This window comes from Acinetobacter sp. CIP 101934 (assembly GCF_000369585.1).
Classification (GTDB): Bacteria; Pseudomonadota; Gammaproteobacteria; order Pseudomonadales; family Moraxellaceae; genus Acinetobacter; species Acinetobacter schindleri.
This window is the reverse complement of sequence record NZ_KB850094.1, coordinates 1,924,811-1,949,913: the sequence shown is the minus strand read 5'-3', so window position 1 is coordinate 1,949,913 and position 25,103 is coordinate 1,924,811. Positions and strand designations below refer to the sequence as shown.

The window sequence follows — 25,103 nt, the reverse complement described above, 5'->3', positions numbered from 1 at the left end:
AGACTTTTAGCTAGTTTAAGTACTTATTCTTTAAGAAAGCATCAACCGAATTTTTGAAGCAAATAAACAGAAAAGGAGATCCGGATTAAGAATTCTGTCGATCCTATATAAAACCTAATTTAGGAAGAATGCGATATCTTTGGGGTCAATATAGTGCAGGGATTTTTGTTTTCCATTGACCATAAGAACGGCACAAAGATTTTGACCACAGAGAATTTTATAGGCTTCCTGATTTTCTTGAGATTTAAGTTGAACTTTTCTTAATTTTTCTGAGTAATTCATTAAATCATTTTGAGCACGTTGCTTTGCTTCAGTTTCGATATAAGATAAATATTTTACTGAGCCTAACAATAAGACCAGAATAAAGTAGGAGGCAAAAAGCTTACGATTAAATTGTCTTTCATTTTCTAATTCAAAAGAGCTGTTATGGATCACCGGTCTATGCTTTGTATCCTTATGAATAGCGACCCTTAAATTTTGTAATTTTTTATGGAGCCATATATTGCCTCCAAAATTATTAAAGATGGAAGGTACAGCAATAAAAAGTACAAATAAAGCCAAAGTAAAATACAGTGTATGAACAAGGCTCTTTAAAAAGCCATAATACAATTTATCTTGAACGGTAAGATTTAGTACAGTAATGTCGGCGCCAAATATACTGATATAACCTGCAAGAAATACCTGAGCTACAAGATAAAGTAGTGCAGTTAAAGCAGTAATGATCAAGGCGGCATCTAATGAAAAATTAAATTTCATTTTATCTAAGTTATTTTTGTTGAATGCTTTATTAAATGTTATTCATTATTTTAAATCAACAAGATGGATTGAAATTATAGATTCATCTTTTAAAGAACACGGACGGTATAGTGGTAGACGCTTTAAACACTGAATTCGAACTCACCGATGCGGAAATGCATTTGTATGCACGTCAAATCCTGTTAGAAGGCTGGGACATCGAAGCACAGGAAAAACTGAAATTTTCCGATATTTGTATTATTGGCTGTGGGGGAATTGGCTGTGCACTCGCGGAGTTACTTGCCCGTGCAGGTGTGGGGAAAATTACCCTGATTGATCCGGATACGGTTGAGATCAGTAATTTGCAGCGTCAACTCGCATTTACCCCACAAGATATCGGCTTTTATAAAGCAGAAACGCTAGCGAAACGTTTACAACAGATTAATCCGCATGTGCAAATTGAATATTATAATCAGGCAATATCTATCAATAATGCACAAGACCTGATTCAGCATCAGGATTTGGTTTTGGATGGATGTGATCAATTTGAAACCCGTTATCTGGTGAATCAAATCTGTCGACAGTTTGATGTAGCATTGATCAGCGCATCTGCGATTGGTCTACAAGGCCAACTGTTTATGGTGGAAGCTGATTCTGCCTGCTATAACTGCCTGTTCCCGCAAGAAGATCAAACTGATACAGCCATGCGCTGTGCGGATTCTGGTGTGCTGACGACAACACCGAATGTCATGGCAAGTCTGCAAGCACATCATGCTTTGCTTTATCTGGGACTTGGGAAAATGCCATTACGACAAAAACTGCTGTTATGGGATGGTCAGAGCATGCAACAACGTATTCTCAAATTTGAGAAAGATACGAATTGTCCAATTTGTCAGGCAAGATAGAACAGATCAGCCTGAATATTTGTTACACTCGAGAAAATTTGAAATTACGCTGACATTATGAAAAATAATATCTTCCTGGATGGTTTGCGTTCTGTGGCACGTGTCGGTGAAACCGCCGTCATTGCTGCACGTGCAGGCATCAAGTATGCGACTGAAAAACCAAGTAATGCTAAACTGATGCGTGAAACCTTTGAATCCTTAGGTTCAACATATATTAAATTAGGGCAGTTTATTGCCTCTACACCCTCTTTATTTCCTCGTGAATTTGTCGAGGAATTTCAGGGTTGTCTAGATCAAACTCCAAGCCTGCCATTTAGCTATGTACAGCAGGTGCTGGCATCTGAGTTTGAAGGCCGTAATCTGGATGAAATCTTTGCCTCGATCGAGGAAACGCCATTGGCTTCAGCATCTATTGCACAAGTACATGCTGCCAAACTGGTTTCTGGCGAAGATGTAGTGATTAAGGTGCAAAAGCCAGGTGTAGAAACCATTCTTTATACGGATCTGAATGTACTGCATTGGGCAACCAAGCTGCTTGAAAAAGCCGTGCCAAAAGTGAAATTTGCATCTTTGGCAGATATCGTTGAAGAAATTAAAACACGTATGGTGCGTGAAGTTGACTTTATTGAAGAAGCTAAAAATCTGGATGACTTCGTTAATTATCTGAATGTCACCAATAATCATGCAGCGACAGCACCAAAAGTCTATCATCAGTATTCCACGCGTCGTGTACTGACCATGCAGCGTTTGTATGGCGTGTCATTGACCGATTTTGATGTAGTGAAGAAAGTGGCTAAAGATCCTTCTCAGGTGCTGATTACTGCAATGAATACTTGGTTTGGCAGCCTGATGATGTGTGAAAGTTTCCATGCAGACTTGCATGCCGGTAATCTGATGCTACTCGAAGATGGCCGTGTTGGTTTTATCGATTTTGGTATTGTCGGTCAGCTGAATCCGGAAGTCTGGACAGCATGTATGGCCTTTATGGATGCACTGCAAAATACCAATTATGATCTGATGGCAGAAAACATGCTGAAAATGGGCATGACTGCAGTTGCCATTGACACGAAAGTATTGGCCGCAGATCTTGAGCGTTTATTTAGTGGTGTAATTATGGCAGATCCACAAGAATTGCTAAGTTCCAATCCAAGTGACCTTAATGACGTCATGATGGATATGGTCGCCGTTGGTGAACGTCATGGCATTCGCTTCCCGCGTGACTTCGCCTTGCTGTTCAAGCAAATGCTGTATTTCGACCGTTTCATGCGTATCCTTGCGCCATATACCGATATCTATGCGGATCAGCGCTTACAGATGATTCAGACAATTGACCCGAATTTATTGTTGAAGCATTAATTCTAAAAGATGAATTCCTCCCAACCTCCCTTTGAAAAAGGGAGGAGCTACACGCTCATAAAAATACTTCGAGATGTAGAAGTCCCTCTTTCATAAAGAGGGATTTAGGGAGGTTATTGAAGTGATTTTAAAACTCCTGAGCAGAAATATGGACGCAATTATCATTGAAGGTTTGAAGGTTGAAACAGTAATTGGCTGTTTTGACTGGGAACGTCAGATTATTCAGCCTTTAATGCTGGACTTGGTTATTCAGACAGATTTGGAACAGGCATCCAATTCTGATGCCTTGGCAGATACACTAAATTATGCCGAGATCTGTGAAATTTCTGCACAGGTAATTCAGCAGGCACAGCCAGAATTGATTGAACATGCAGCAAAGTTAGTGCTAAACGCACTTTTTACTACCTTTACAGCAATTGAATCGATTAAAATTACTATTCGTAAGCCTGCCATTATCGCGCAAGCCAATTCTGTAGGGATACGTCTTGAACGCCACCGAAACGATATTCGCCTTAGCACTGGCGAGTAATTGTCATCCTCAGCAACATTTTCAAGCTGCACAACAATGCATTTCTACTTGGGGAGAAGTTCAATTCTCTCCCATCTATATTATTCCGTGTCGTGACGGGATTGGTGAGAATTACTGGAATTCAGCATGTCTATTACAGGTTGAAATGACAGTTGAAGAAATGCTTCAGCAGCTTAAACAGATGGAAGCGGATTCAGGACGAGTGCGTCCCTCACATCAGATCAGCCTGGATATCGATCTGATTGCCTGGGGCAGTGATTTAAGTCAAATGCAGTTTAATCCAAAAAAGTTACCGTTGGCTTTAGATGTCAAAATTCCAATGCATGAGATCTGGTCACATCCGGCATTCGAATATGACCATCAACTCCAGTACCCACAGGTTAAACTTAACGCAGTGCTATAAATCCTGATGCTAAACCTTGTGCAAAATAGGGTTTAGAAAGAGGAGTGGAAGCATATGCTGGTATATTAAACGAAGTTTTTTCTAGGGTTAAACCTTTAGCAGTTGTGCTGATGTGGAGCACATGTTTTGTCGGTCTAAAACGGAGTTGCAATCAGATTAGTCCCTTATAAAGCAAAAGATAAATGGTTTCATAAATTAGAAAATTGTCAGATATATATGCTGGTTTAACAACTGTCTAAAGAAGAGTGCGATGGTGATATTGGCTATATGTATGAACTGAAAATTCAACCGGAACGGATCAAATTCAATTAGTATAACGTGAGGTCTAGACGAGCACGCTTAAAATCTAAGCTTGGCTAATCAGCGCATTTTTTATATTAAATAACAAGAATTGACCAAAACTGGTTAAAGAAAAGCGCGCTGATTATTTTTTCTTGTTATAAAAAATAATCAGTAGTACGGTAATGACCGCTAATATGACAAGAATTATAACTGTTTCCATAACATGACCTTAATGAATATTTTTATTTTAAGCTTTTAAATTAGCAATAAAAGGATGTGAATGACCAGCAACCTTATCTATTTTATTAGCACTCCCGGAAAAAACAGGATATTTGAAGATAGTAAAATTATAACATCTATTATCAATCCGCTTCTTTAAGAAAATGTGACGGTCTATGAAGAGGTGGGATAGAAACTCGCTTATCTATATGACCTATAAACGAATAACAGAGCTTAACTTTTTATATTTGTTACTAAAATTACCAATACAAATAATAATTTAGAGCAAATTTATTGTTGAACTGGCGTCACGATAAAGAGAATAATCATGAAAGAAAAAAATGCAACTTATCCATGCTTGGTATGTGGAAAATATTATTCCTTAAAAAATCTTACCCCGATGGGAACGGTGAGAAAAGTCATTACCGAAGAGATTGCTAAAGATATTCCAGACTGGTCACCTGACCATTATATTTGCCAGACAGATTTGACCAAATATCGCGTACAGTATGTTCATGCATTGTTAAAGTCTGAAAAGGGTGAAGTCACTAATCTTGAATATGAAGTGATCAAGAGCATGCGCCATCATGAGCTGATTACCAAAGATGTAGAAGCCTCGTTGGAACAAAAGTGGACTTTTGGTGAAAGGCTGGCTGATAAAATTGCTTCTTTTGGTGGAAGCTGGTCATTTCTGATCTGTTTTACTGTTTTTATTACCCTCTGGATCGGAATGAATACGATGGTTATCGTAACCAAACCGGTTGATCCTTATCCCTTTATTCTTTTAAATCTGATACTTTCCTGTATTGCAGCGATTCAGGCGCCGGTCATTATGATGAGCCAAAATCGGCAAGAAGCCAAAGACAGATTGCGTTCCCAAAATGATTATCAAATCAACCTCAAAGCTGAACTTGAAATCCAGCATTTACATGAAAAACTGGATCATCTTCTTCAGCATCAGTGGGAAAGACTGGCTCAGATACAGGAAATACAACTCGATCTGCTTTCTGAGATGAGTAAGAAGTATTGAGTATAGGAGCCTGAAACCTTTGTAGTATTTAGTGGATTGAATACGCATAAAAAAGCCCACATCAGTGTGGGCTTTTCTAGCTTAGTTGTTAAATATAATAACTGGTCTTGGTCATTAATTTAGAAATGCCGGTCATGGCAATTTTGACCGGTAAAGGTAGATCTACACCACCCGCTGCTAATGCTGTATCACGGTGATGCAATTCATCTTCATTCATCTGTTCCAGAATACGGCGTGAACGCTCATCATGCGGTGGTAACTGGCTGATATGGTGTTGCAAATGCAGGCTGACCTGACGTTCTGTTTCAGCAACAAAGCCAAGGCTGTATTTGTCGCCAGCAATTCCGGCAATGGCACCCATCCCAAAAGAAAGACCGTACCAAACCGGATTCAGCAAGCTGGTATGACTTTCTAATTCTTTTAAACGATCTTCACACCAGGCCAGATGATCCTGTTCCTCAATTGCTGCCTGTTCCATTTCACGACGGACATTTGGCAGTTTGGCGGTCATCGCCTGACCATGATAAAGCGCTTGTGCACAGACTTCACCACTGTGATTCACCCGCATCAGACCCGCAACATGACGAGCATCAGAAACCGCCAGTTGGCTATCAGTATTTTCAGCAGGATTAGTGCGCTGTGCAGAAGTCGTACCTGGGACAAGACTACGTAATGCCTGGTCAAAAGAATGAATGAGCTTATCGACACCTGTAAATTGACGCATGCATTAATCCTCCAATGATGCTTGTGCAGAGTTGATCATCGGTTTAAGGCGCAGTAATAACCATAAGGTAAATATGCCGCATAAGACCGCTGTAATACAGAAAAGTATTTTAAGATCAAACTTTAAGACACTTAAAATAATAATCGAGAATATAGCAGAAGATACCATGAAAACTGCATTCAAAATGTTATTTGCTGCAACCACCCGTGCACGATGTGAGCGGGGAGAGTGTGCTTGCATCATGGCATACAGCGGAACAATATAAAAACCACCACTGATACCCAATAAGGTCACGGCAAACATCACATGGTAATAGCTCCAGCCCTGACGGAATACATCTGCCAGACCCAGCAATTCGCCAGTACGCTCAGGTATAAAGGCCATGCTGACAGCCAGATAAATAGCAAAGACGGTCAGTCCAACTGCACCAATTGGCACCATACGAATATTAACTTCAGTCCCACCTAATCTACGGCACAGATAAGATCCCAAGCCAATCCCGATCGAGAAGAAAGTTAGCAGTAAACTTGCAACATTTTCAGAAGCATGCAGGTTCTGCAGGGTCAGTTGTGGAATCTGGGTTAAATAGGTCGCGCCATAAAACCAGTACCAGGAGTTACCAAGCAGAATCAGAAAGATCAAAGGCAGGCTTTTGGCATATTTCAGGGTTTGAAAACTGGTACGGAAAAAGTTCCAGTCAATTTGAATATCAGGTGCAGGAATGCTTTGCTTTAAAATAAAGCGGCTTGATAAATAACCGAGGATGGCAATAACCACTACGGTTAAGCTGATCCAGAGTAAATTGCCAGCCGATGCTGCAATCACCGCCCCCCCCAGAATCATACCGAATAGGATCGCCAGGGAAGTTCCAGACTGAAAGAGTGCATTACCTGACATCAATTCCTCTTTCTTGAGCACTTCTGGCAAAATTGCATATTTAATCGGACCAAAGAAAGTCGATTGCGTCCCCATTAAGAACAGCGCAAACAGTAGAATCCATAGATTACCCATCAGGAAACCGATAGTACCGAGAATCATCACCACGATTTCCAAGATCTTTAAATAACGAATCAATTGGGAACGTTCATATTTATCGGCAATTTGTCCGGCAGTCGCAGAAAAAATAAAATAAGGCAAAATAAAGAGTAATGCAGCAAGATTATTTAAGGTGCTAATGCCCGCACTTTGCTGAATCCACCCATACGTAATGACCAGTAATAATGCCTGTTTAAATACATTATCATTTAACGCCCCGAAGAATTGCGTCAAAAACATGGGTAAAAAGCGACGAGAGCCTAACAAATGTTCGTTATTGTTCATATTGGACGTGCTACATTAAGATTTATTAAGAAATGTCAGTGATGCGTGAACATCTTGAAAAATCATGTAAGATACCTTTGACCACGGAAATGGCAAAATCCTATAGATTCAAGTTTCTTAGCTTATATTTTTCGGTCAAATAATCAATTAAAGAATGTATTTGTTTAGAGTTTGCTATGCCTGCAAAAATAAAATTTAAAGAAACGATACTGAGTCAGAGCATGAGTCCACTCATATCTGCACCTACAGGCAGCTGCCTGTGCATGAGTATTTTCTTGATGATGTTGGCCCAACATGGCATGGCACAAACTCCAGAAACGGAAACACCCGTGGCAGTTTCACAGGCGGAAATGATTGATGAACTGTCTAAGCAGGCGGTGCAACAGGGTGTAGCTAATTCCGAAGACGAAGCTGCCGAGAAAATTGAACAGGCTTTGCAGCCAGAAAATGAAATAGACAGCCTGGAAATGCTGCAACAGCAGGAACAGCAAGGCGCACAGCTGGATGTATTTAAGCCGATTGAGTTTGAAGACCTAGAAGAATTACCGGTTCAACCGATTGATCAGGCGATGGCGGATGAAATTTACCGAGTGGCTGAGCAAGCCAAGCAGGAAGCACAAAGCTATCGCCAGACCCAGCAGACAGAAACCGTGGTTGCCGATATCAGCCAGCAGGAACTGGTGGAAATCAATCAGGCGCCAGTCAATGTTGATCAGCTGATGCAAAGTATTCAGTCTGACAGCCAGATCATTGTGCAGGCGAATGAAATAGGCAGTACCTTGCCGGAAATTCCTCCGCAGCAACTTACGCCAGCAGATGACAAGAAACCGAATATTTTTAAACGACTCTTTTATAAAATCCGTCCGCCACGCCAGATCATGACAGCTAGTGTGCCGCGGATTGATGCAGACGTGGTTATACGTAATGGTGAAAGCAGTACTCAAACGAGCAATGGATTAAGTTCGGCTGCACGTATACGGGCCTATGAAAACCTGGCAGAGAATATTGAAAATAAACTGTCGAGTTTCACTCAGGAATCCTTTAGCGATTTTCCATCTGCATTGCCACAATTACGTAGTCTGTCTAACCAGGCTGCTCAGGCAGTTGGCTTCTATAATACCGAATTCCGTTTTGAAAAACTTTCTGAATCACGCGTCAGGGTGCATGTAACTCTGAATGAGCCAGTCATCATTCAAAGCCAGAACCTGGAATTTACCGGTGCTGGTGCTGAGCAACCACAGTTCCAGGTCATTAGTGTATTGCCGGATCAGGAAGTGGGTGATGTGTTTAATCATGGTGAATATGAAAAAACCAAGGAGCGAATTGTCGAAGCAGCGAGTAATAACGGCTATTTCGATGCGCACTGGCGGCTGCATGATGTCAAGGTCGCACAGCCACAGAATACGGCAGAAGTAAATCTGCGTTATGAAACTGGCGATCCTTATAAACTTGGACCGGTGACCTTCCGGATGAGTGATCCGGATGAGGAATTCCCGCTAGATCCAGATATCTTGCAAAGTCTGGTGCCTTGGGAAGAAAATGCTGATTACCGTTTCTGGCGAGTAAACACACTAGCCAATAACCTGACCAACTCACGATATTTTAACTATACCTTGGTCGATGCGGTAAAACCGGATCCAGTTGAAGTGGAACTTGAACTGGCGCCTGATCTGCAGTTGCTGGTCGATCAGCAAAAAATCTCTGAAGGGGCTTTGGCCCAGGAGAAAAAAGCGGAGGCTTCTTCCAGGGAAGTTACCCAAAACGTGGTTGATGAAAGCCAGTTTGCTGGTAGCCGTGAGGAAGAAAACCCGGATATACGCGCCATGCGTACTGCGCAGGAAACCAAGGCCAATGAGCAGGAACGTTTAAAAGCCCAGGCACGTGAAGAGAAAGAAATTCCGGTGATTGTGACTTTGAATGCTGACAAGAAAAACAGCGCTGAAGTCGGTCTAGGTTATGGAACCGATACCGGGACACGTCTACGGGGTCAGTACCGCCGTGCCATCGTTAACAAACGTGGCCATTCTTTTGATGCCAACCTCGAGCTTTCAGGAATCCGTCAGTCTATTGATGGCCGCTATAATATTCCGTATAAACACCCGCTCAATGATTACATCAGTATTGTCGGTGGTTATGAGCGTGAAGAACGTGATGATGTTGCACAAGGCGATGGACTCTTGATCGAATCTGCCGTAATTGGTGCCGATCGTTATATTAAAAATCCACGAGGAAGCTGGCAGCATACTTATGGCATGCGTTACCGTCTGGATCAATTGACTCAGGATGGTACTGTGAATGCTGATGATATTCCGGATGCATTCCTGGTCAGTACTGCAGAAACCCAAGAGTCTTTATTATTCGGTTATGAAATTGCTCGTACTACCAGTGACCGTCGGGTAAACCCGACCAAAGGCTTTAGACAGACCTACAAGATTGAACTGGGAAGTGAGGCACTGTTGTCCGATGCAGATATGGCGATTGCCAATGCTGGCTGGCGCTTTATCTATTCACTGGGTGAAAATGCTGATCATCAGTTTGTCGGTCGTGCCGATGCAGGCTATATTTTTACTGAAGATTTTACCAAAGTACCGTATAACTTAAGATATTTCACTGGCGGTGACCAAAGTATTCGTGGTTTTGATTATAAGAGTCTGTCACCAGAAATCGATGGCTTTAAAGTAGGTGGACAGGCCCTGGCCATTGGTTCCTTGGAATATAATTATCAATTCAGGGAAGGCTGGCGTGCGGCAGTATTTGCAGATGCCGGAAATGCCTATGACAAGGACTTTAGTAATCCGACTGAATATGGGGTAGGTCTCGGCGTGCGTTGGGCATCGCCGATTGGTCCGATTCGTATTGATGTGGCCTCAGGCATTTCGGATGATAACCATCCAATCCGCGTGCATTTCTTTATTGGCTCACAGCTATAAAATAAACTGATTAAAAATTTTAGATATTTGGGAAGAACATGGTCGAGAACCAGCAACCACAAGAAGTAGAGCCGGAAAATACACCTTTACCTAAAAAGCGCCGTATTTTAAGAAGTATCTTACTGTCGGTGCTGTTTTCTATTCTGTTTTTACTCGCGGCATTGGCGATCATGTTCTCGACGGATCGTGGCAGCAAGTTTTTACTGGATCAGGTACTGCAACGTCAGCAGATTATTCATTATGAATATGAAGGCGGTAATCTGTGGCGCGGGATTATTGTGCGCAATGTGCTGGTGACGCTCAAATCGGTTGATGTCAAAATTGACCGTGCCGATGTCATTCTAGGCTGGCGGGCAATTCTCAAACGGGAAATTCATTTAAATAATGCAGATATGCGCAATCTGCAGGTCATTAGCAAGAATCCGCCAAGTGATAAGCCGTTTTCTTATAATGATATCCGTTTACCATTTGTATTGCGGGTCGATCATCTGGATCTGGATCACCTGCTAATTAAAACACACAGTTCCTCAGTTGATTTTTATGATGTGGTAATTAATGAGGGACTTTGGTCGGGAACCAAGCTGACCTTCGAAAATTCGCGCATGAATATGGGCTATCTGTATGTTTATGATGCCACGGGTGATATGGACTTCCATGGTAAATATCCACTGAATGCGACCGGCGTACTGAATATTCCATCATTAAATAATAGTCTGAATATTCGTGATATTCGTGTAGCAGCCCGAGGTACCTTAGAGACTATTGAAGCCGGTGTTGCCACCTATACGCCAGACTTGCTGACTGGCTGGGCCGTGATTCATCCGATGAATTCACATGTGCCGATGTTTGGTAAACTTAAATTTGAGCAGTATCACTGGCCAATATTGGAAGATCAGAAACTATTCTCCAAAGATGGTATGGCGGAATTTAATGGCGATATCAAAAAACTGAATATTAATCTCAATACAGACCTGAGCGGCAAGGATATTCCGGAAGGCCAGTACAATGCCATGATGCATACCGATCTGGTCAATCAGCTGAATATTACTGACTTTAATGGACAATTAATGAAAGGTTCGGTCAGTCTGGCAGGTATGGTCGGCTGGCATGATCAGGTGACCTGGGATGTGTCTGGCCGTGTGAATCGTCTTAACCCTAAAGATAAAGTGATTCCACAGGTCGTGCAGGACTTTCTCCCACCAAGTCTGGATGGAAATATCGCTTCTAAAGGGACATTGGAAAAAGGTTTACACCTGACAGCGCTGGTTGATTTCGATCGTTATGAAACCTGGAGCATCAAGCTGGATCAGAACGAAGCGAAAAATAAAAAAGCCCAGCCGATGCTGATGAATGTGGCATGGAAGAATATCGACCGTGCAGTGCCTTATGTAGGCTGGTTAAAGAGCGAATCCGGAGATGTAAATCTGGCGCTAACCGAAGGTCAGCAGGACATCTTTGTAGCAACGCAGGTGGCTGCCCATGAGCAAGGTATGCTGCCAACAGGTATGTATCAGGCGAAACTGAATCTGAAGAATAACATTCTCAAAGTGCCAAGCTTTAGTTATGCTGCGCAAAGTGGTGGCCTCACCGGTAACGCCGTAGTAGAACTGCCGGATAAAAAACGCCAGTTAAAATGGAGCGCTGTGCTAAATGCCAAAGATCTGAATACGCAGGCACTGGCAGCAGCATCACCAGTCGATCGCCTCAATGGTCGCGTTACAGCGAGTGGTTATGCCAAGCCAAATCAGCAGATTATCAACTTAAAAGCGATCGATCTGACAGGACGCCTTGCTGGTCAAAATGAAACAGTGCGACTGACCGGTACCAGTACGGCAGCATTGTTATTCCATGATGAAAAACGGGGCGGTGGCTTCAAGGGCTATGCAGTCAATTATGATGGCAATTTAAATGCCAGCCAGTTCGCTGCAAGTAAAGGTCTACTCAAATTCAAGGTATCCGGTACACCTGAATTATTGAAAATCAATGAATTCAGGCATGATGGTATTGCAGGGAAGATCAATGCCAGTGGTCTGGTGAACCTGGCGAATGGTTTTGGCTGGGATATTAATGCTTCACTGGTTCGCTTTAAGCCACAATATTTTGCTTCCAGTGTCAAAGGTGAGCTATCGGGAAATGTGAAAACCCGTGGCGTATGGTCAGATGCGTTGAAACGTATTCAGATTGAACGTCTGAATCTTGCCGGAATACTGAATAACAAGCCGGTACGTGGTACAGGTAATCTGTCGATGATTATTGATAACAAACAGAGCGGATTTGTACCACAGCAGTTTGAAGCCAATAATCTGTTCCTGTCTTATGCCAGTAACCAGATTCAGGCAACCGGTAATGCACAGAATCTTCAACTCAAGGTGAATGCGCCAGCGCTCTATGAGTTATATCCAGGACTGCGTGGTCGTGCATATGGTTATATCAATATGCAGGCGCAGCCACGTTTGCGTGCTTCAACCAACCTGGCGGTTGATGATTTTGCCTTTAATAATCTGTTTAGCGTGCAGAAAATCCGGGTACAAGGCCAGTTGCCAACTTCACAAAACACACCAACCTTGCTTACCGCAACCATGGATAACCTGCGTAGTGGTAATCGTCAGATTACCCGCGGTGAAATATCTCTAGCTGGGACACGTGCAGCGCATATTTTAAAAGTTCAGGCAGAAAACAAACTGTCCAAGTTTTATGTACAGTTGGCCGGTGGTTTTAATGCGCAAAATAACTGGCTGGGGCAGATTCAAAATGGTGATTTCGATTCCCTGCGTACGCGTCTGGTACAGCGTCAGAATGCCTCTGTGATCTATAACACAGCACAGTCAGATCTGTTTGTCGGTGCGCATTGCTGGATGAGCCAGCAAAGTCAGTTGTGCTTTGACCGGCCAATACGTGTCAACAAGACACGTGGTAGCGTCTCATTCCAGACCCAGAACCTGGATCTGAATGATTTCAGTGCGTTCATGCCTGAAGGGTTGGCAATTACCGGTAAGGTCAATGGCTACGCGCGTGCAACATGGGCGCAAGGTGCGAAACCGAAGATTGATGCCCGACTTGTCACCCGAAATGGTGTGGTGGGGCTAGCTGCTGAAGATCCGCAATATCTGGGGCAAACCCTGAAATATGATGAAGTCGGATTGGTCGCGAAAAGTGTTGCAGATGGCTTGCAAATTCGTCTGGATGTGAAGACACCGGATATTGGAACGGGATATGCCAATGTCATTATTGATCCATATCGTGACAGTAAACCGATGCGTGGTGAAGTCGCTTTTAACGAAGTACAGCTGAAAGTATTCAAGCCATTTATTCAGGATGTGCGTACGCTGGAAGGCACCTTATCTTATGCGGGTAAGATCGGCGGTACATTAACCCAGCCATTATTAAACGGTGAGATTCGCGTAAAAGATGGGGCGATCAGTATGATTTCCCTGCCAGTGAATCTGACCAATGTGCAACTGTATTCATCTGTACGTCAGGATTCTGCGACAATTAATGGTGCATTTAACAGTGGTCGTGGTGTAGGCCGCTTGACTGGTTCGGTGGACTGGAAAAACGATCCACGTGTTCAGTTACGTCTCAAAGGTGAAAATCTGCTGATACGCCAGGCACCACTGATTACAGCTGTCGTCACGCCAGATTTGGCTTTGGACCTTTATCCATTTAACAAGAAACTCAGTCTGAATGGTTCAATAGAAGTTCCACGTGCTTTGATTTCTATGCCGGAAGCGTCTAAACCAGTTGTTAATATTTCTTCAGATGTCCGTATTGTACAGGAAGGTCAGGATCAGCTGGCAATTCTAAAATCAGCACGTCCATGGGATATTCGTGCTGATGTTGCGGTGTCACTGGGTAACCAGGTGATCTTCCAGGGCTTTGATAGCCGTATTCCATTGATTGGACGGGTCAACCTGTCTCAACGTGGTCTGGAAACAGCGATGCGTGCCAATGGTGCGATTGGTGTGTCCCAGCGGGTAAAAATCGAAGCGTATGGTCAAAGTCTGGATCTGAACCGTGCCATTGCCCGTTTTAACGGTCCATTGTCTAATCCGACCCTGGATATTGATGCCAACAAATCTGTACAAGGTAGTGTCGTAGGTGTACGTGTTACCGGTACAGCCTCAAGTCCTGCTATTCAGGTGTATAACGATGCCGGCTTGTCTGAACAGGAAGCATTAAATGCCTTGATCACCGGCCGGATCAATGAAGGTAGTTCAGCATTAAGCCAGTCTGAAAGTTTCAGGTCTGATGTTAACAATACCATTGCCGCTGCGGGGATCAGTTTGGGTCTAGGTGGTACCCGCGCATTGACCAACCAGATTGGTCGTACTTTTGGTTTAAGTGGTCTGGCATTGGATGCACAGGGTACAGGCGATGATACCCAGGTATCAGTTACCGGTTATATTACGCCAGACCTGTATATTCGCTATGGTGTAGGTGTCTTTACCCCAGTGAATAAACTGACTTTGCGTTATCAGATGAATCAGCGTCTATATCTGGAAGCGAGTCAGTCTCTCGAACGAGCCATCGACTTGTTCTATAACTGGCGTTTCTAAAAGAAAAAAAGCCCTTCAAGTGAGGGCTTTTTTTAATTGTGGAGTTGAAGCAACTCTTGTCTTTTTAAAATGATAAAGATGTATAACATTTCTAGCCTTAATGTTGGGTCCCAATCTGTCATATCTATGGGTTAAGCATATTGAGTAAAGGAACACATATGACAAATCTATCAGAGCAATCAGATAAAGATGTTACGCCACATAAAGAATCCAACGATGACAAGGGCAATCAGGCTTCTTATAAGAATGTTAAGCCTGAGAAAAAACCCAATGCAGAGCCTGAAAATCCGCTAAGAGAGCAAAAATAGACTGTTCTCATCTAAAAAAGCCTTCTTCATGAAGGCTTTTCATATTCTGAAAATAGCCTAAGTTATATTTTAAACCTTATTACTTGCTCTAAAAAATAAACATAATAGGAGATAAAACTTAAATTTTATTCCTTAAAAGTGTCATCTAATGCTTGCTGTACTGCATCGACACGTGTTTTACAGGCTTTATAGGCTGCCATGGATTCCTCAACAATCTTCATCAGATTATCAATATCCGGTTCCTGCTGGGCATCCAATAATTCCGCATTTCGTTTCAGAATTTCATAGCCTTCTTTAAAACTTAAAGTATTGTCATTATTCATGTGGATTTACCTGTGTGATATTGGCTACAAAAGTTCCATCCTGCATTTCGACCTGAACTTCACTTTCAAGTTCATGGACTGAACGCACAGCATGACCTTGTTGACGGACGATGGCATAGCCTTTGGAAAGTACTGTTTTCGGATTCTGGATCAGCGTTTCACGTAACAAGGCTTCAATCTGTTGTTGTGCAATTCGGGTTTGCTGGCGGGCCAAATTGCTGATATTAGATTTCAATTGAGTAACTTCTTTGAAAGCATCCGAGACTTTGGCATTGGCAATACTTTGAATCAATGTCATCAATTGATCATTCTGGTTTTGATAGGCCTGAATCTGCTGCCGGGAACTACGCTGAATAATTTGCAGATTGGTAATGACATCCTGCACACGCTCCACAATGTGATTGCGAATCCCAGCGATGACTTTACTCGGGGTATCATAGGAACGATGTGCAATTTCATCCAGAATGGTCCTGTCTTTTTCATGACCAATACCAACCCAGATTGGCACACTACGCTTACACAGTAGGGCAGCCAGTTCATAATCATTCAGGTAGGCCAGATCATTGACTGCACCACCACCGCGGATAATCACGATTAAATCAGGCGCCGTTGTGTAATCTTCTGCCCACTGTTTCAGCCCTTGTGCCAGGCTTTGGCGAATACTTTGTGGTGCAGTATTTCCCTGAAAAGTCGCCGAGTGATAAACAAACTCGCATACCTGTGCATCCGCTAGTGCATCTGCATCCTTTTTAAAGTCACCTAAACCAGCAGCATTTTCAGGAGCAATCACCAGAATCCGGTTTAGGTCGAATGGTGTTGGTAATTGCCGGTTGCGTTCAATCAAACCTTCTGCCGTGAGTCGTTGTACGATTTCCTGATAACGTCGGGCGATATCACCGAGGGTATAACTGGAATCTATTTCAACGATATTCAGGGAAAAGCCATATTGCGGATCAAAACTGGCTTTGACCTTAATCAGAACATTTAAATCACGACTTAACTCAATCCCAGTTTCCCGTTCAAACGGGGTCACAATTTTCTGTGCAGCAAATTTCCAGATGGTGGCACGGCAACTGGCAATCACCTGATCATTGTCAGGATCTTTTTCTGCCAGTTCCAGATAGTAATGACCTGCCTTGATATTCAGGTTGCGTATCTCTGCCTTGACCCATACCGGTGTATCGAAGGTGAGTTTAATCACCTCCTGCACGGTAGAGAGATATTCCTTAAGCGAGAATTGGGGATCTTGCATAGCCGCAGAAAAGTTTAAAATTCAAGCAAATTTTAGCTTAAACCTGCATATCACTCAAACCAGATTACTAAGTATTCTTGTGGCTTAATTGCAGCAGGGCAATATAAAAGCATCATGATTTATCGCTGATAGTAGCTTCAGCATTGATTTACATACATTTAGATAAACTTTCTTGAGTATGACTATGTTAAATTAAGTCGGAATGGTCCTTTAGAAGAAGATCGCCAATGAAAAGAATCATGTATCTGGGCATGTTGATCGCCGTATTAACAGGATGTGCAGCACAGCAACCAGAAGAAACACCGCGTATTGGCATGCCGAATCCTGCCAGTGCTTATTGTGTGGATCAGGGCGGTAAGCTTGATATCCATAATGAAGTGGATGGTCAGGTGGCCTATTGCCATCTGCCAGATGGTAAAGTGGTGGAGGAGTGGGCATTGTATCGTAGCAATCAGGACATCTGCCTGTCTGAAGCAGCACATAGTCTGATCGGTCAGTCTGGTCTGAGTGAAGCGCAAATCAAAGCCAAAACCAAAGCTAAAATTGTGCGTATGATACAACCGGGACAAGCAGTAACTATGGATTTCCGTGAAGACCGTGTTACGGTCACCGTAGATCCAAAAACTGGAAAAATTGTTCAGTCCAGCTGCGGCTAAATCATTTTGACAACAAAGCCCTGTAGAGGGCTTTTTTGTTGCAGCCGGACTTGGCAAATTAAATGACAAATACGCTGTGATCTTTTATATTGCCCTGCGTAAGGAGAAGTTCATGAAAAAGTTATTTGCTTTATCTGTTTTGGTGGCTTTGGCTGGCTGTGCCGAAAAGAAACCACTCACCCCTGAAGAGCAGTGGCAAGGTTATTGTCGTAGTGTGGGCAATGCTGCACGCAGTATCATGCTGGACCGTCAAAATGGCATTGAGAAAGAAAAAGCTGTTGAACATGCCAGCAAGGTTGAAGATGAAACTACCAAAGCATTCGTCATGACCATTATTGATGACGTTTATAAAATGCCATTGGATGAAATCACCAAAGATGTGAAAGAATCGCGTGAAAAAATCCGTGCTGAATATACTGAAAAATGTATTGCGACACCGCATGACGAATTGCCAGATTATAAACCGTTCTAAGGAACGGTTTTTTTATAGCTTTGCCATATTCAAATTATTTTATGCAAGCGTGAAGAAGTTATTTATCTAATACTAATTTCTTATAAAAATAGCCTAAGCGGCTTGTACAATTTGTGACAAATTCTAAATCTAAAATATAGCAATACTTATCTAAATATCGAATAATGAAAATATCTCCAAAATAATTAGAAAGGAGCAACATTATGAACGTTGTGGGATATTTACATCATGCAGATCTGTTGCTCGAAGATGAACAGGGCATGGCGATCATTGGTGGTGGAAACTACGTGCTGAGCGTTGGTGATAAAGTCAGTTTAAAACGTATTCTTGATCAAAATAAAAAACTCTATCTGGTGCATATTTCCTTTGCCAGTAATAATCATAACGGCACCTACGAAGACCAGTGTGTACTTAAATTTGAAGGCTGTCGTGATGCATTTAACCAATATTTGAGCACAAGCACAGTACACTAAGGTGGAGTATCTTTTTTCTTATAACTCAGGCAACATTCGTGTTGCCTTTTTTATAAGTGAAATTCAGCTAAAAGTGCTCAATGAGAGCTTAATTTATGCAAGAAAACAGATTTTTGATTATCAAATAATCATTATGCACATCATTTATTTACAAAATAATGAGCATCACAAAGAAACACTTTACTTGCATTAACTTTTAACTGGAATTTTAGTAAAATTTGAGAGTCCATATTATTTGTGAAGCTTTATAAAGTAGGAATTCACAGATAATTTTTTAAAAAAGAGGAATAAACCGTGCTAGAAGCTTACCGCCAACACGTTGAAGAACGTGCTGCACTCGGAGTCCCACCGAAGCCACTTGACGATGCTCAAACTGCTGCATTAGTTGAATTATTAAAAAATCCACCAGCGGGTGAAGAAGCATACCTAGTTGACTTGCTTGAAAACCGTGTTCCTGCAGGTGTTGACCAAGCTGCATACGTAAAAGCTGCGTTCTTAGCTGCATTGGCAAAAGGCGAAGCGACTTCTCCACTAGTTTCTAAAGAACGTGCGGTTTACTTACTGGGCACTATGCTTGGTGGTTATAACGTTGCTCCTTTAGTAGAACTTTTAGACGACGCTGCACTAGGTGAACTTGCTGCAGAAGCGTTGAAGAAAACTCTTCTTGTATTTGATGCGTTCCATGACGTTGCCGACAAAGCACGTGCAGGCAATGCAAATGCGAAAGCAGTTCTTCAATCTTGGGCTGACGCTGAATGGTTCACAAACCGTAAAGACGTTCCTGAAGAAATCAAACTGACAGTTTTCAAAGTAACTGGCGAAACGAATACTGATGACCTGTCTCCAGCACAAGACGCTTGGAGCCGTCCAGACATTCCATTGCACGCAAATGCAATGTTGAAAAACGTACGTGATGGCATCAACCCAGAAGTTCCTGGTGAAGTTGGTCCATTAAACCAGATCAAAGAACTGATCGCGAAAGGCAACAAAGTTGCTTACGTAGGTGACGTTGTTGGTACAGGTTCTTCTCGTAAATCTGCAACTAACTCTGTACTTTGGTTCTTCGGTGACGAAATTCCGCACATTCCGAACAAGAAAGAAGGCGGTTACTGCTTAGGTTCTAAAATTGCTCCGATTTTCTTCAACACCATGGAAGACGCTGGTGCGTTACCAGTTGAAATCGACGTAGCAAACATGAACATGGGCGACGAGATCACCCTGAAGATCGACAAAGCTGCTGCTAAAGTAACTGCGTTCAAAGACGGTGCTCAAATCGCTGAAGCTGAACTGAAAACTCCGGTACTTCTAGACGAAGTTCGTGCGGGCGGTCGTATTAACCTGATCATTGGTCGTGGTTTGACAACTAAAGCACGTGAAGAGCTTGGTCTTGAGCCTTCAACTCTGTTCCGTACTCCAGTACAACCTGCTGACACTGGCAAAGGCTTCACCCTTGCTCAGAAGATGGTTGGTCGCGCTTGTGGTCTTCCTGAAGGTCAAGGTATCCGTCCAGGTACTTACTGTGAACCACGTATGACTACAGTTGGTTCTCAAGATACAACTGGTCCTATGACTCGTGACGAATTGAAAGACTTGGCTTGCCTAGGCTTCTCTGCTGACCTGGTAATGCAATCTTTCTGTCACACAGCTGCGTATCCAAAACCAGTTGACGTTCAAATGCAACACACGCTTCCTGACTTCATCATGAACCGTGGTGGTGTTTCTTTACGTCCAGGTGACGGTATTATCCACTCTTGGTTAAACCGTATGCTTCTTCCAGATACTGTTGGTACTGGTGGTGACTCACATACTCGTTTCCCAATCGGTATTTCATTCCCAGCGGGTTCTGGTCTGGTAGCGTTTGCTGCAGCAACTGGTGTTATGCCACTTGACATGCCAGAGTCTGTTCTTGTGAAGTTCAAAGGTAAAATGCAACCTGGTATCACTCTACGTGACCTAGTACATGCGATTCCTTACGTAGCGATCCAAGAAGGTGACCTGACTGTAGAGAAGAAAGGTAAGAAAAACATCTTCTCTGGCCGTATCCTTGAGATTGACCTGACAGAAATGGAAACTGACCTGACTGTTGAGCAAGCATTCGAACTTTCTGATGCTTCTGCTGAACGTTCTGCGGCTGGTTGTGCGATCACGCTTTCTGAAGATAAAGTTGCTGAATACCTACGTTCTAACATCACTATGCTGAAGTGGATGATTTCGCAAGGCTATGGCGATGCTCGTACTATGGCGCGCCGCGTTGAGAACATGGAAAAATGGTTGGAAAACCCATCACTTCTTAAAGCTGATGCTGATGCTGAATACACTAAAGTGTACGAAATCGACCTTTCTACAATTACTGAACCAGTTCTTTGCTGCCCGAACGACCCAGATGATGCAAAATTGCTTTCTGACGTTCAAGGCGTGAAAATTGATGAAGTATTCATTGGTTCTTGTATGACCAACATCGGTCACTTCCGTGCAGCTGGTAAACTTCTAGACAAAGTACCTGGTGGTTCTTTATCTACTCGTCTATGGTTAGCTCCTCCAACTCGTATGGACGAACACCAGTTGATGGAAGAAGGTTTCTACAATACTTATGGTAAAGCTGGCGCTCGTACAGAAATGCCAGGCTGTTCACTATGTATGGGTAACCAGGCACGTGTAGCGCCGAACACGACTTGTGTATCGACTTCTACTCGTAACTTCCCGAACCGTCTAGGTCAAGGTGCGAACGTTTACTTGGCATCTGCTGAGCTTGCATCTGTTGCTGCTGTATTGGGTAAATTACCTTCTCCAGAAGAATACCAGCAGTACGCTGCTCAAATCGACAGCATGTCAGCTGACATCTACCAATACTTGAACTTCGACAAGATGAGCGAGTATACAGATGCTGCTAAAGACATTGATACTAAGAAAATTGCTGCTGCTCAATTAGCTTAATGAGCGAGGAGGAGAAAAGTCGAAAGGCTTTTCCCGAGCGCAAGGGTAAATCTATGATTTACTTTGAAAATTAAGCAATAAGTAGTTTAAGATAAGGGCTGAGTAATCAGCCCTTATTTTTTTGAGCATAATTATTAATGGAATTATCAAATTTATCAGTTTGGTTTTTTAGTACATTAGGATCTGCAGGCGTTCTTGTAGGCATTGGATATTTTTCTAAAGATATTATTCTTAAATATTATGAAAAGAAAATTAATATTAAATTTGAAAAAGAAATGGAAGAATTCAGACAATCGATAAGAGAAAAAGAAAGTCATATTGCATTAATAAATAGTTATTTAACTGATTTAGAAGCAAATCGTTCAAAAGTAAGGAATGATAAGCAATTAATTGCTGCGGAAGATTGTCTAAAATTAATAAAAGTGCTTAAAAAAACAAATTTACTTATTGAGATCTTAATAAGGCTTAATTTTAAGAAAATATATGCTGAAAAAAGAGAGCTAGAATTACAAGGAATGAGTGAACAGTTATTTCGAGATTGTAATATTGAAAATATTTTGCGTGAAGTAAAAGAGTTGGACGTTAACTTTTTAGATCTCTATTTGGATAGTGAGAGTTTAAATAATTTACGTATTTTTCAAGGAATCACATTTTTTGCAATAATTCTAATAACTGCATTTAAAGATAAAACTACTGAATTTTTAAGGAAAGAGAATAATGAAATTGTAAAGTCAATTATTAAATACTTACCAGATTCCAAAAAATCATTTGAAGAGTATGGCGATGAGCATATGTTTGTTTGGCATAATTATTTTGCTGAAAAAACTTTAAACTCTTTACGAAGTTTTGTTAATGGTGAAAAAAATAATGTTGATATTATTAATATCCAAAAAATAACAACGGCAGCTAGAAAAAATTATAGTGATTTACCTAGTGATTTAAAAATTCAAAGAAGTTGATGTAAGTACATGCCCAAACAATCCCGATTCCTCTGTATTGGTGGTTTCCTTAATGGAACACAAGTCAAAGACCAAGGCGACAGCTTTGTCTGCGTCGAAAATGGTAAACAGGTGAATTACCATAAAAAGGAAATCTTCCATCAAGATGCTTGGGATCATGATTATTATGTTTGTGAAACTACGACTGACCAGCAAGCACGCAACTGGGTCTATGATATTGCACCGCATTAATTGAATCCATTCAGGCTGTAAATTAAACAATTACTAGAAACAGTAACTTGCATAACATTTCTAAAATTGATTTTTCATACTTTTTTCCTAAAACTGTATAAAAATAAAGCCAATAGGGAATGTTATGAATTATGAAATCGATGCCTTTGGCACCTTGGTAATTGCAGTATTTTTTCTTTTTATTGGGCGGTATCTGGTTAGTAAAATTGGCTTCTTTAGAAACTATAATTTACCTGAACCCGTGATCGGCGGTTTAGTCGCAGCGATTGCGGCTTTTATTCTCTATAAATTTTTTAATATCAGTGCCACATTTAATTCAGAGATTCAAACCATCCTGATGCTGATGTTCTTTACCTCCGTTGGTTTAAGTGCTGACTTTTTGAAGCTCAAAGAAGGCGGAAAATCCCTTTTGATCTTTCTGGTCTGTGTCATTTTATTTGTAGTCGTACAAAATGCGGTTGGCATGAGTTTAGCAACAGCACTTGGACTTGATCCATTAATTGGACTGATTGTCGGCTCGATTACTTTAACGGGTGGACATGGTACTGCCGGTGCCTGGGGTGAGGTTCTGGAAACTCAACATGGAATCCAGGGCGCAATTGTCCTTGGTATGGCAAGTGCTACCTTTGGATTAATTATTGGTGGACTTGTCGGTGGTCCGGTTGCCAAATACCTGATTAAACGCAATCAACTGGCTGAAACAGTGGCGCAGGAAACCAATGAACAGCAACTCGATGCTAACATTAACACCGCACCCTTTGAATATCCAAAGAAGACCCGACTGATCACAGCCAGTAATGCGGTATCAACTTTGGGGATGTTTGCCTTATGTATTTTTGTCGCCAATCAGATGACAGAAATCAGTCAGGGAAGATGGTTTGAACTGCCAACCTTTGTTTGGGCTTTAGGGACAGGAGTGATTGTACGTAACATCCTGGAGCATGTGCTAAAAGTTGATATCTTTGATCGCGCCATTGATGTATTTGGGAATGCATCATTATCCTTATATTTATCTATGGCTTTACTGTCACTGCAACTCTGGTTATTGGCCGATCTGGCAGGCCCGCTTATTACGATTTTATTGGTACAGACAGCGGTATTGATCCTATTTACTGCAATTGTGACCTTTAGAATTATGGGGAAAAATTACGATGCAGCGGTATTGGTGGCAGGGCAGTGTGGTTTTGGTATGGGGGCAACACCGACCGCAATTGCAAATATTCAGGCAGTAACCAATAGCTATGGTCCATCACATAAAGCCTTTTTAATCGTGCCGCTGTGTGGTGCATTTTTTATTGATATTGTGAATGCTGTGGTGATTCAGAGCATCATTGCATTTTTTGGTTAAAGGTTGATACGACTTTAATATCATGCAGACATGAAAAAGCCCCATGGTTAGGGGCTAGTCGTATGCACATCTAAGGTACATACTGTAAGAGGCTCATCTCATACTGTAAGCATTAAAACATAAATCTCCAGTAAAAGATAATGAAACATCAACTGTTTAAAATGATTCAATGTAGGAACATCATTTTAATTTAAGTTTGTTCAAACTATAAAATTCAATTTAAATACTTTAGCTTAATATTGAAGATGATTTCTACATTCTCTGCCAGCAAAGGTTCGGATACTGAGCCGTACCAATTTCAATCAAAAGTGAACCGTACCGGGTTTGTCGGAGACTTTTTTATTTAAGTTAAGCTACCTGACCTAACAGGTTAATCTTATCATCGAACATTGTTTCAAACTCAAAAGGTGGCACATAACCTAGCGCACTAGGTACACGTTCTTTATTAAACCAATCCACCCAATTTAATGTCATAAGTTGTACATCTACTAAACCTTGCCAATCTGCATTTAAATATTCAATCACCTCTGTTTTGTATCAGCCATTCACCGTTTCAGCCAGTGCATCAAGCACCATATCTGTATTCTTACGTGTCGATACTTTCTAGCCAACAATTGCACATGAAAACACACCAATAATAAATGCGGTTTAGACCCAACCTGAATGAGTTTGAATATACGTGAAGTCAGCGACCTGAGAAGCACTGCTTCGCAAGGGTTTGCATGATCAGTATTAAAATTGCGTTTTACCAAGTCATCCGCTTGTTTTTGATCATCTCGGCTACGGGTGGTTTGTTTATTCTTATCACGCCATACAACCTTGTATTTCAAGCTTTTGCATCAATCGAGCAACTGTACAGCGTGCAATAATATAACCTTCACGTTTCAGTTTTTGCCAGACTTTACGAACGCCATACCGCCTCGAACTTTCTTTCCAAATTCGTTTAATTTGTTCAGCATGATGCAGGTCATGCAGATCTCGTTTCGCTCGATGTTCCCTTGCGAAGCGATGCTTCTCATCTCAGGAAAGTTGGTCTCCGACAAACCCGGTACGGTTCAAAAGGTTGAGAGAGATTATATTTCTAAAATTTAAATGAAAAGAATTGCTTTTAAATTAAACAATAACATCAAAAGTTTGCTATACAAAGCCTGACCGAGT

General features: G+C 41.8%; 20 protein-coding genes and 1 pseudogene. 15 read left to right on the top strand and 6 right to left on the bottom strand.

Annotated features, from left to right (window positions below; genetic code table 11):
• Positions 1–114: 114 nt before the first annotated feature.
• A complete protein-coding gene (locus tag F899_RS15805) occupies positions 115–756 on the bottom strand; it encodes a hypothetical protein (RefSeq protein ID WP_005222407.1) in 642 nt (213 codons plus the stop codon).
• 155 nt (positions 757–911) lie between these two features.
• On the opposite strand from F899_RS15805, the gene F899_RS09575 reads away from it, so the two are divergent.
• The 5 genes from F899_RS09575 (at position 912) to F899_RS09555 (ending at position 5,459) form a co-directional block, all read left to right on the top strand.
• A complete protein-coding gene (locus F899_RS09575) occupies positions 912–1,640 on the top strand; it encodes a HesA/MoeB/ThiF family protein (protein ID WP_171063880.1) in 729 nt (242 codons plus the stop codon).
• Between the two features lie 57 nt (positions 1,641–1,697).
• Positions 1,698–2,996: an ABC1 kinase family protein gene (locus F899_RS09570; RefSeq protein WP_004892962.1), complete on the top strand. Its 1,299-nt coding sequence runs from the start codon at positions 1,698–1,700 to the stop codon at positions 2,994–2,996.
• Positions 2,997–3,144: 148 nt separating this feature from the next.
• On the top strand, positions 3,145–3,525 hold the full coding sequence (gene folB, locus F899_RS09565; RefSeq protein ID WP_005222405.1) for a dihydroneopterin aldolase: 381 nt from the start codon (positions 3,145–3,147) through the stop codon (positions 3,523–3,525).
• Positions 3,482–3,928: a 2-amino-4-hydroxy-6-hydroxymethyldihydropteridine diphosphokinase gene (locus F899_RS09560; RefSeq protein WP_005222404.1), complete on the top strand. Its 447-nt coding sequence runs from the start codon at positions 3,482–3,484 to the stop codon at positions 3,926–3,928. The genes folB and F899_RS09560 overlap by 44 nt, the downstream gene beginning before the upstream one ends.
• 829 nt (positions 3,929–4,757) lie before the next feature.
• The gene (locus tag F899_RS09555) at positions 4,758–5,459 is read left to right on the top strand and encodes a DUF1003 domain-containing protein (protein ID WP_005222403.1); all 702 of its coding nucleotides are present in this window, start codon (positions 4,758–4,760) and stop codon (positions 5,457–5,459) included.
• 88 nt (positions 5,460–5,547) lie between these two features.
• Here F899_RS09555 and coq7 read toward each other — a convergent pair whose 3' ends face one another.
• Both coq7 and F899_RS09545 read right to left on the bottom strand, forming a co-directional pair.
• Complete coding sequence (gene coq7 / locus F899_RS09550) at positions 5,548–6,183, bottom strand: 2-polyprenyl-3-methyl-6-methoxy-1,4-benzoquinone monooxygenase (RefSeq protein ID WP_004815744.1); 636 nt, start codon at positions 6,181–6,183, stop codon at positions 5,548–5,550.
• 3 nt (positions 6,184–6,186) lie between these two features.
• Entirely contained in the window at positions 6,187–7,503 is a 1,317-nt protein-coding gene (locus F899_RS09545; protein WP_005222402.1) for an MFS transporter, read from the bottom strand.
• 176 nt (positions 7,504–7,679) lie between these two features.
• Here F899_RS09545 and F899_RS09540 point away from each other — a divergent pair, with 176 nt between their 5' ends.
• The 3 genes from F899_RS09540 (at position 7,680) to F899_RS15670 (ending at position 15,297) form a co-directional block, all read left to right on the top strand.
• On the top strand, positions 7,680–10,433 hold the full coding sequence (locus F899_RS09540; protein WP_005222401.1) for an autotransporter assembly complex protein TamA: 2,754 nt from the start codon (positions 7,680–7,682) through the stop codon (positions 10,431–10,433).
• Positions 10,434–10,471: 38 nt separating this feature from the next.
• Positions 10,472–14,989 (top strand): translocation/assembly module TamB domain-containing protein, encoded by a 4,518-nt coding sequence (locus tag F899_RS09535; RefSeq protein WP_005222400.1) that lies wholly within the window; start codon positions 10,472–10,474, stop codon positions 14,987–14,989.
• Positions 14,990–15,147: 158 nt separating this feature from the next.
• Entirely contained in the window at positions 15,148–15,297 is a 150-nt protein-coding gene (locus F899_RS15670) for a hypothetical protein (protein ID WP_004892982.1), read from the top strand.
• A gap of 125 nt (positions 15,298–15,422) precedes the next feature.
• Here F899_RS15670 and xseB read toward each other — a convergent pair whose 3' ends face one another.
• Both xseB and xseA read right to left on the bottom strand, forming a co-directional pair.
• Complete coding sequence (gene xseB / locus F899_RS09530; protein ID WP_004892985.1) at positions 15,423–15,620, bottom strand: exodeoxyribonuclease VII small subunit; 198 nt, start codon at positions 15,618–15,620, stop codon at positions 15,423–15,425.
• Entirely contained in the window at positions 15,613–16,872 is a 1,260-nt protein-coding gene (gene xseA / locus F899_RS09525) for an exodeoxyribonuclease VII large subunit (protein ID WP_005222399.1), read from the bottom strand. The genes xseB and xseA overlap by 8 nt, the downstream gene beginning before the upstream one ends.
• Before the next feature lie 227 nt (positions 16,873–17,099).
• Between xseA and F899_RS09520 the strand changes: the two genes are divergently transcribed.
• The 7 genes from F899_RS09520 (at position 17,100) to gltS (ending at position 23,945) form a co-directional block, all read left to right on the top strand.
• Complete coding sequence (locus F899_RS09520) at positions 17,100–17,528, top strand: I78 family peptidase inhibitor (protein ID WP_004815758.1); 429 nt, start codon at positions 17,100–17,102, stop codon at positions 17,526–17,528.
• Between the two features lie 112 nt (positions 17,529–17,640).
• Complete coding sequence (locus F899_RS09515) at positions 17,641–18,000, top strand: hypothetical protein (protein ID WP_004892990.1); 360 nt, start codon at positions 17,641–17,643, stop codon at positions 17,998–18,000.
• 203 nt (positions 18,001–18,203) lie between these two features.
• Positions 18,204–18,473, top strand: a complete 270-nt coding sequence (locus F899_RS09510) for a hypothetical protein (RefSeq protein ID WP_005222398.1) — start codon at positions 18,204–18,206, stop codon at positions 18,471–18,473.
• A gap of 294 nt (positions 18,474–18,767) precedes the next feature.
• Positions 18,768–21,407: a bifunctional aconitate hydratase 2/2-methylisocitrate dehydratase gene (locus tag F899_RS09505; RefSeq protein WP_005222397.1), complete on the top strand. Its 2,640-nt coding sequence runs from the start codon at positions 18,768–18,770 to the stop codon at positions 21,405–21,407.
• A gap of 137 nt (positions 21,408–21,544) precedes the next feature.
• On the top strand, positions 21,545–22,366 hold the full coding sequence (locus F899_RS09500) for a hypothetical protein (protein WP_005222395.1): 822 nt from the start codon (positions 21,545–21,547) through the stop codon (positions 22,364–22,366).
• A gap of 9 nt (positions 22,367–22,375) precedes the next feature.
• Positions 22,376–22,597 carry a hypothetical protein gene (locus tag F899_RS09495; protein ID WP_005222393.1) on the top strand — a complete coding sequence of 74 codons (222 nt, stop codon included), beginning with the start codon at positions 22,376–22,378 and terminating at the stop codon, positions 22,595–22,597.
• A gap of 124 nt (positions 22,598–22,721) precedes the next feature.
• Positions 22,722–23,945 carry a sodium/glutamate symporter gene (gene gltS, locus F899_RS09490; RefSeq protein WP_005222389.1) on the top strand — a complete coding sequence of 408 codons (1,224 nt, stop codon included), beginning with the start codon at positions 22,722–22,724 and terminating at the stop codon, positions 23,943–23,945.
• Between the two features lie 348 nt (positions 23,946–24,293).
• On the opposite strand, the pseudogene F899_RS15425 reads toward gltS, so the two are convergent.
• A pseudogene (locus F899_RS15425) lies at positions 24,294–24,941 on the bottom strand (IS3 family transposase); the annotation flags it as partial.
• Positions 24,942–25,103: the final 162 nt, after the last annotated feature.

Excerpts from the sequence above, each read along its gene's own strand:
- F899_RS09500 (WP_005222395.1), top strand. The coding sequence starts at position 21,545 with ATGGAATTATCAAATTTATCAGTTTGGTTTTTTAGTACATTAGGATCT.
- F899_RS09515 (WP_004892990.1), top strand. The coding sequence starts at position 17,641 with ATGAAAAAGTTATTTGCTTTATCTGTTTTGGTGGCTTTGGCTGGCTGT.
- F899_RS09540 (WP_005222401.1), top strand. The coding sequence starts at position 7,680 with ATGCCTGCAAAAATAAAATTTAAAGAAACGATACTGAGTCAGAGCATG.
- F899_RS09535 (WP_005222400.1), top strand. The coding sequence starts at position 10,472 with ATGGTCGAGAACCAGCAACCACAAGAAGTAGAGCCGGAAAATACACCT.
- F899_RS09545 (WP_005222402.1), bottom strand. The coding sequence starts at position 7,503 with ATGAACAATAACGAACATTTGTTAGGCTCTCGTCGCTTTTTACCCATG.
- xseA (WP_005222399.1), bottom strand. The coding sequence starts at position 16,872 with ATGCAAGATCCCCAATTCTCGCTTAAGGAATATCTCTCTACCGTGCAG.
- F899_RS09575 (WP_171063880.1), top strand. The coding sequence starts at position 912 with ATGCATTTGTATGCACGTCAAATCCTGTTAGAAGGCTGGGACATCGAA.
- gltS (WP_005222389.1), top strand. The coding sequence starts at position 22,722 with ATGAATTATGAAATCGATGCCTTTGGCACCTTGGTAATTGCAGTATTT.
- F899_RS09570 (WP_004892962.1), top strand. The coding sequence starts at position 1,698 with ATGAAAAATAATATCTTCCTGGATGGTTTGCGTTCTGTGGCACGTGTC.
- F899_RS09520 (WP_004815758.1), top strand. The coding sequence starts at position 17,100 with ATGAAAAGAATCATGTATCTGGGCATGTTGATCGCCGTATTAACAGGA.
- F899_RS15805 (WP_005222407.1), bottom strand. The coding sequence starts at position 756 with ATGAAATTTAATTTTTCATTAGATGCCGCCTTGATCATTACTGCTTTA.
- folB (WP_005222405.1), top strand. The coding sequence starts at position 3,145 with ATGGACGCAATTATCATTGAAGGTTTGAAGGTTGAAACAGTAATTGGC.
- F899_RS09555 (WP_005222403.1), top strand. The coding sequence starts at position 4,758 with ATGAAAGAAAAAAATGCAACTTATCCATGCTTGGTATGTGGAAAATAT.
- F899_RS09510 (WP_005222398.1), top strand. The coding sequence starts at position 18,204 with ATGAACGTTGTGGGATATTTACATCATGCAGATCTGTTGCTCGAAGAT.
- coq7 (WP_004815744.1), bottom strand. The coding sequence starts at position 6,183 with ATGCGTCAATTTACAGGTGTCGATAAGCTCATTCATTCTTTTGACCAG.
- F899_RS09495 (WP_005222393.1), top strand. The coding sequence starts at position 22,376 with ATGCCCAAACAATCCCGATTCCTCTGTATTGGTGGTTTCCTTAATGGA.
- xseB (WP_004892985.1), bottom strand. The coding sequence starts at position 15,620 with ATGAATAATGACAATACTTTAAGTTTTAAAGAAGGCTATGAAATTCTG.
- F899_RS15670 (WP_004892982.1), top strand. The coding sequence starts at position 15,148 with ATGACAAATCTATCAGAGCAATCAGATAAAGATGTTACGCCACATAAA.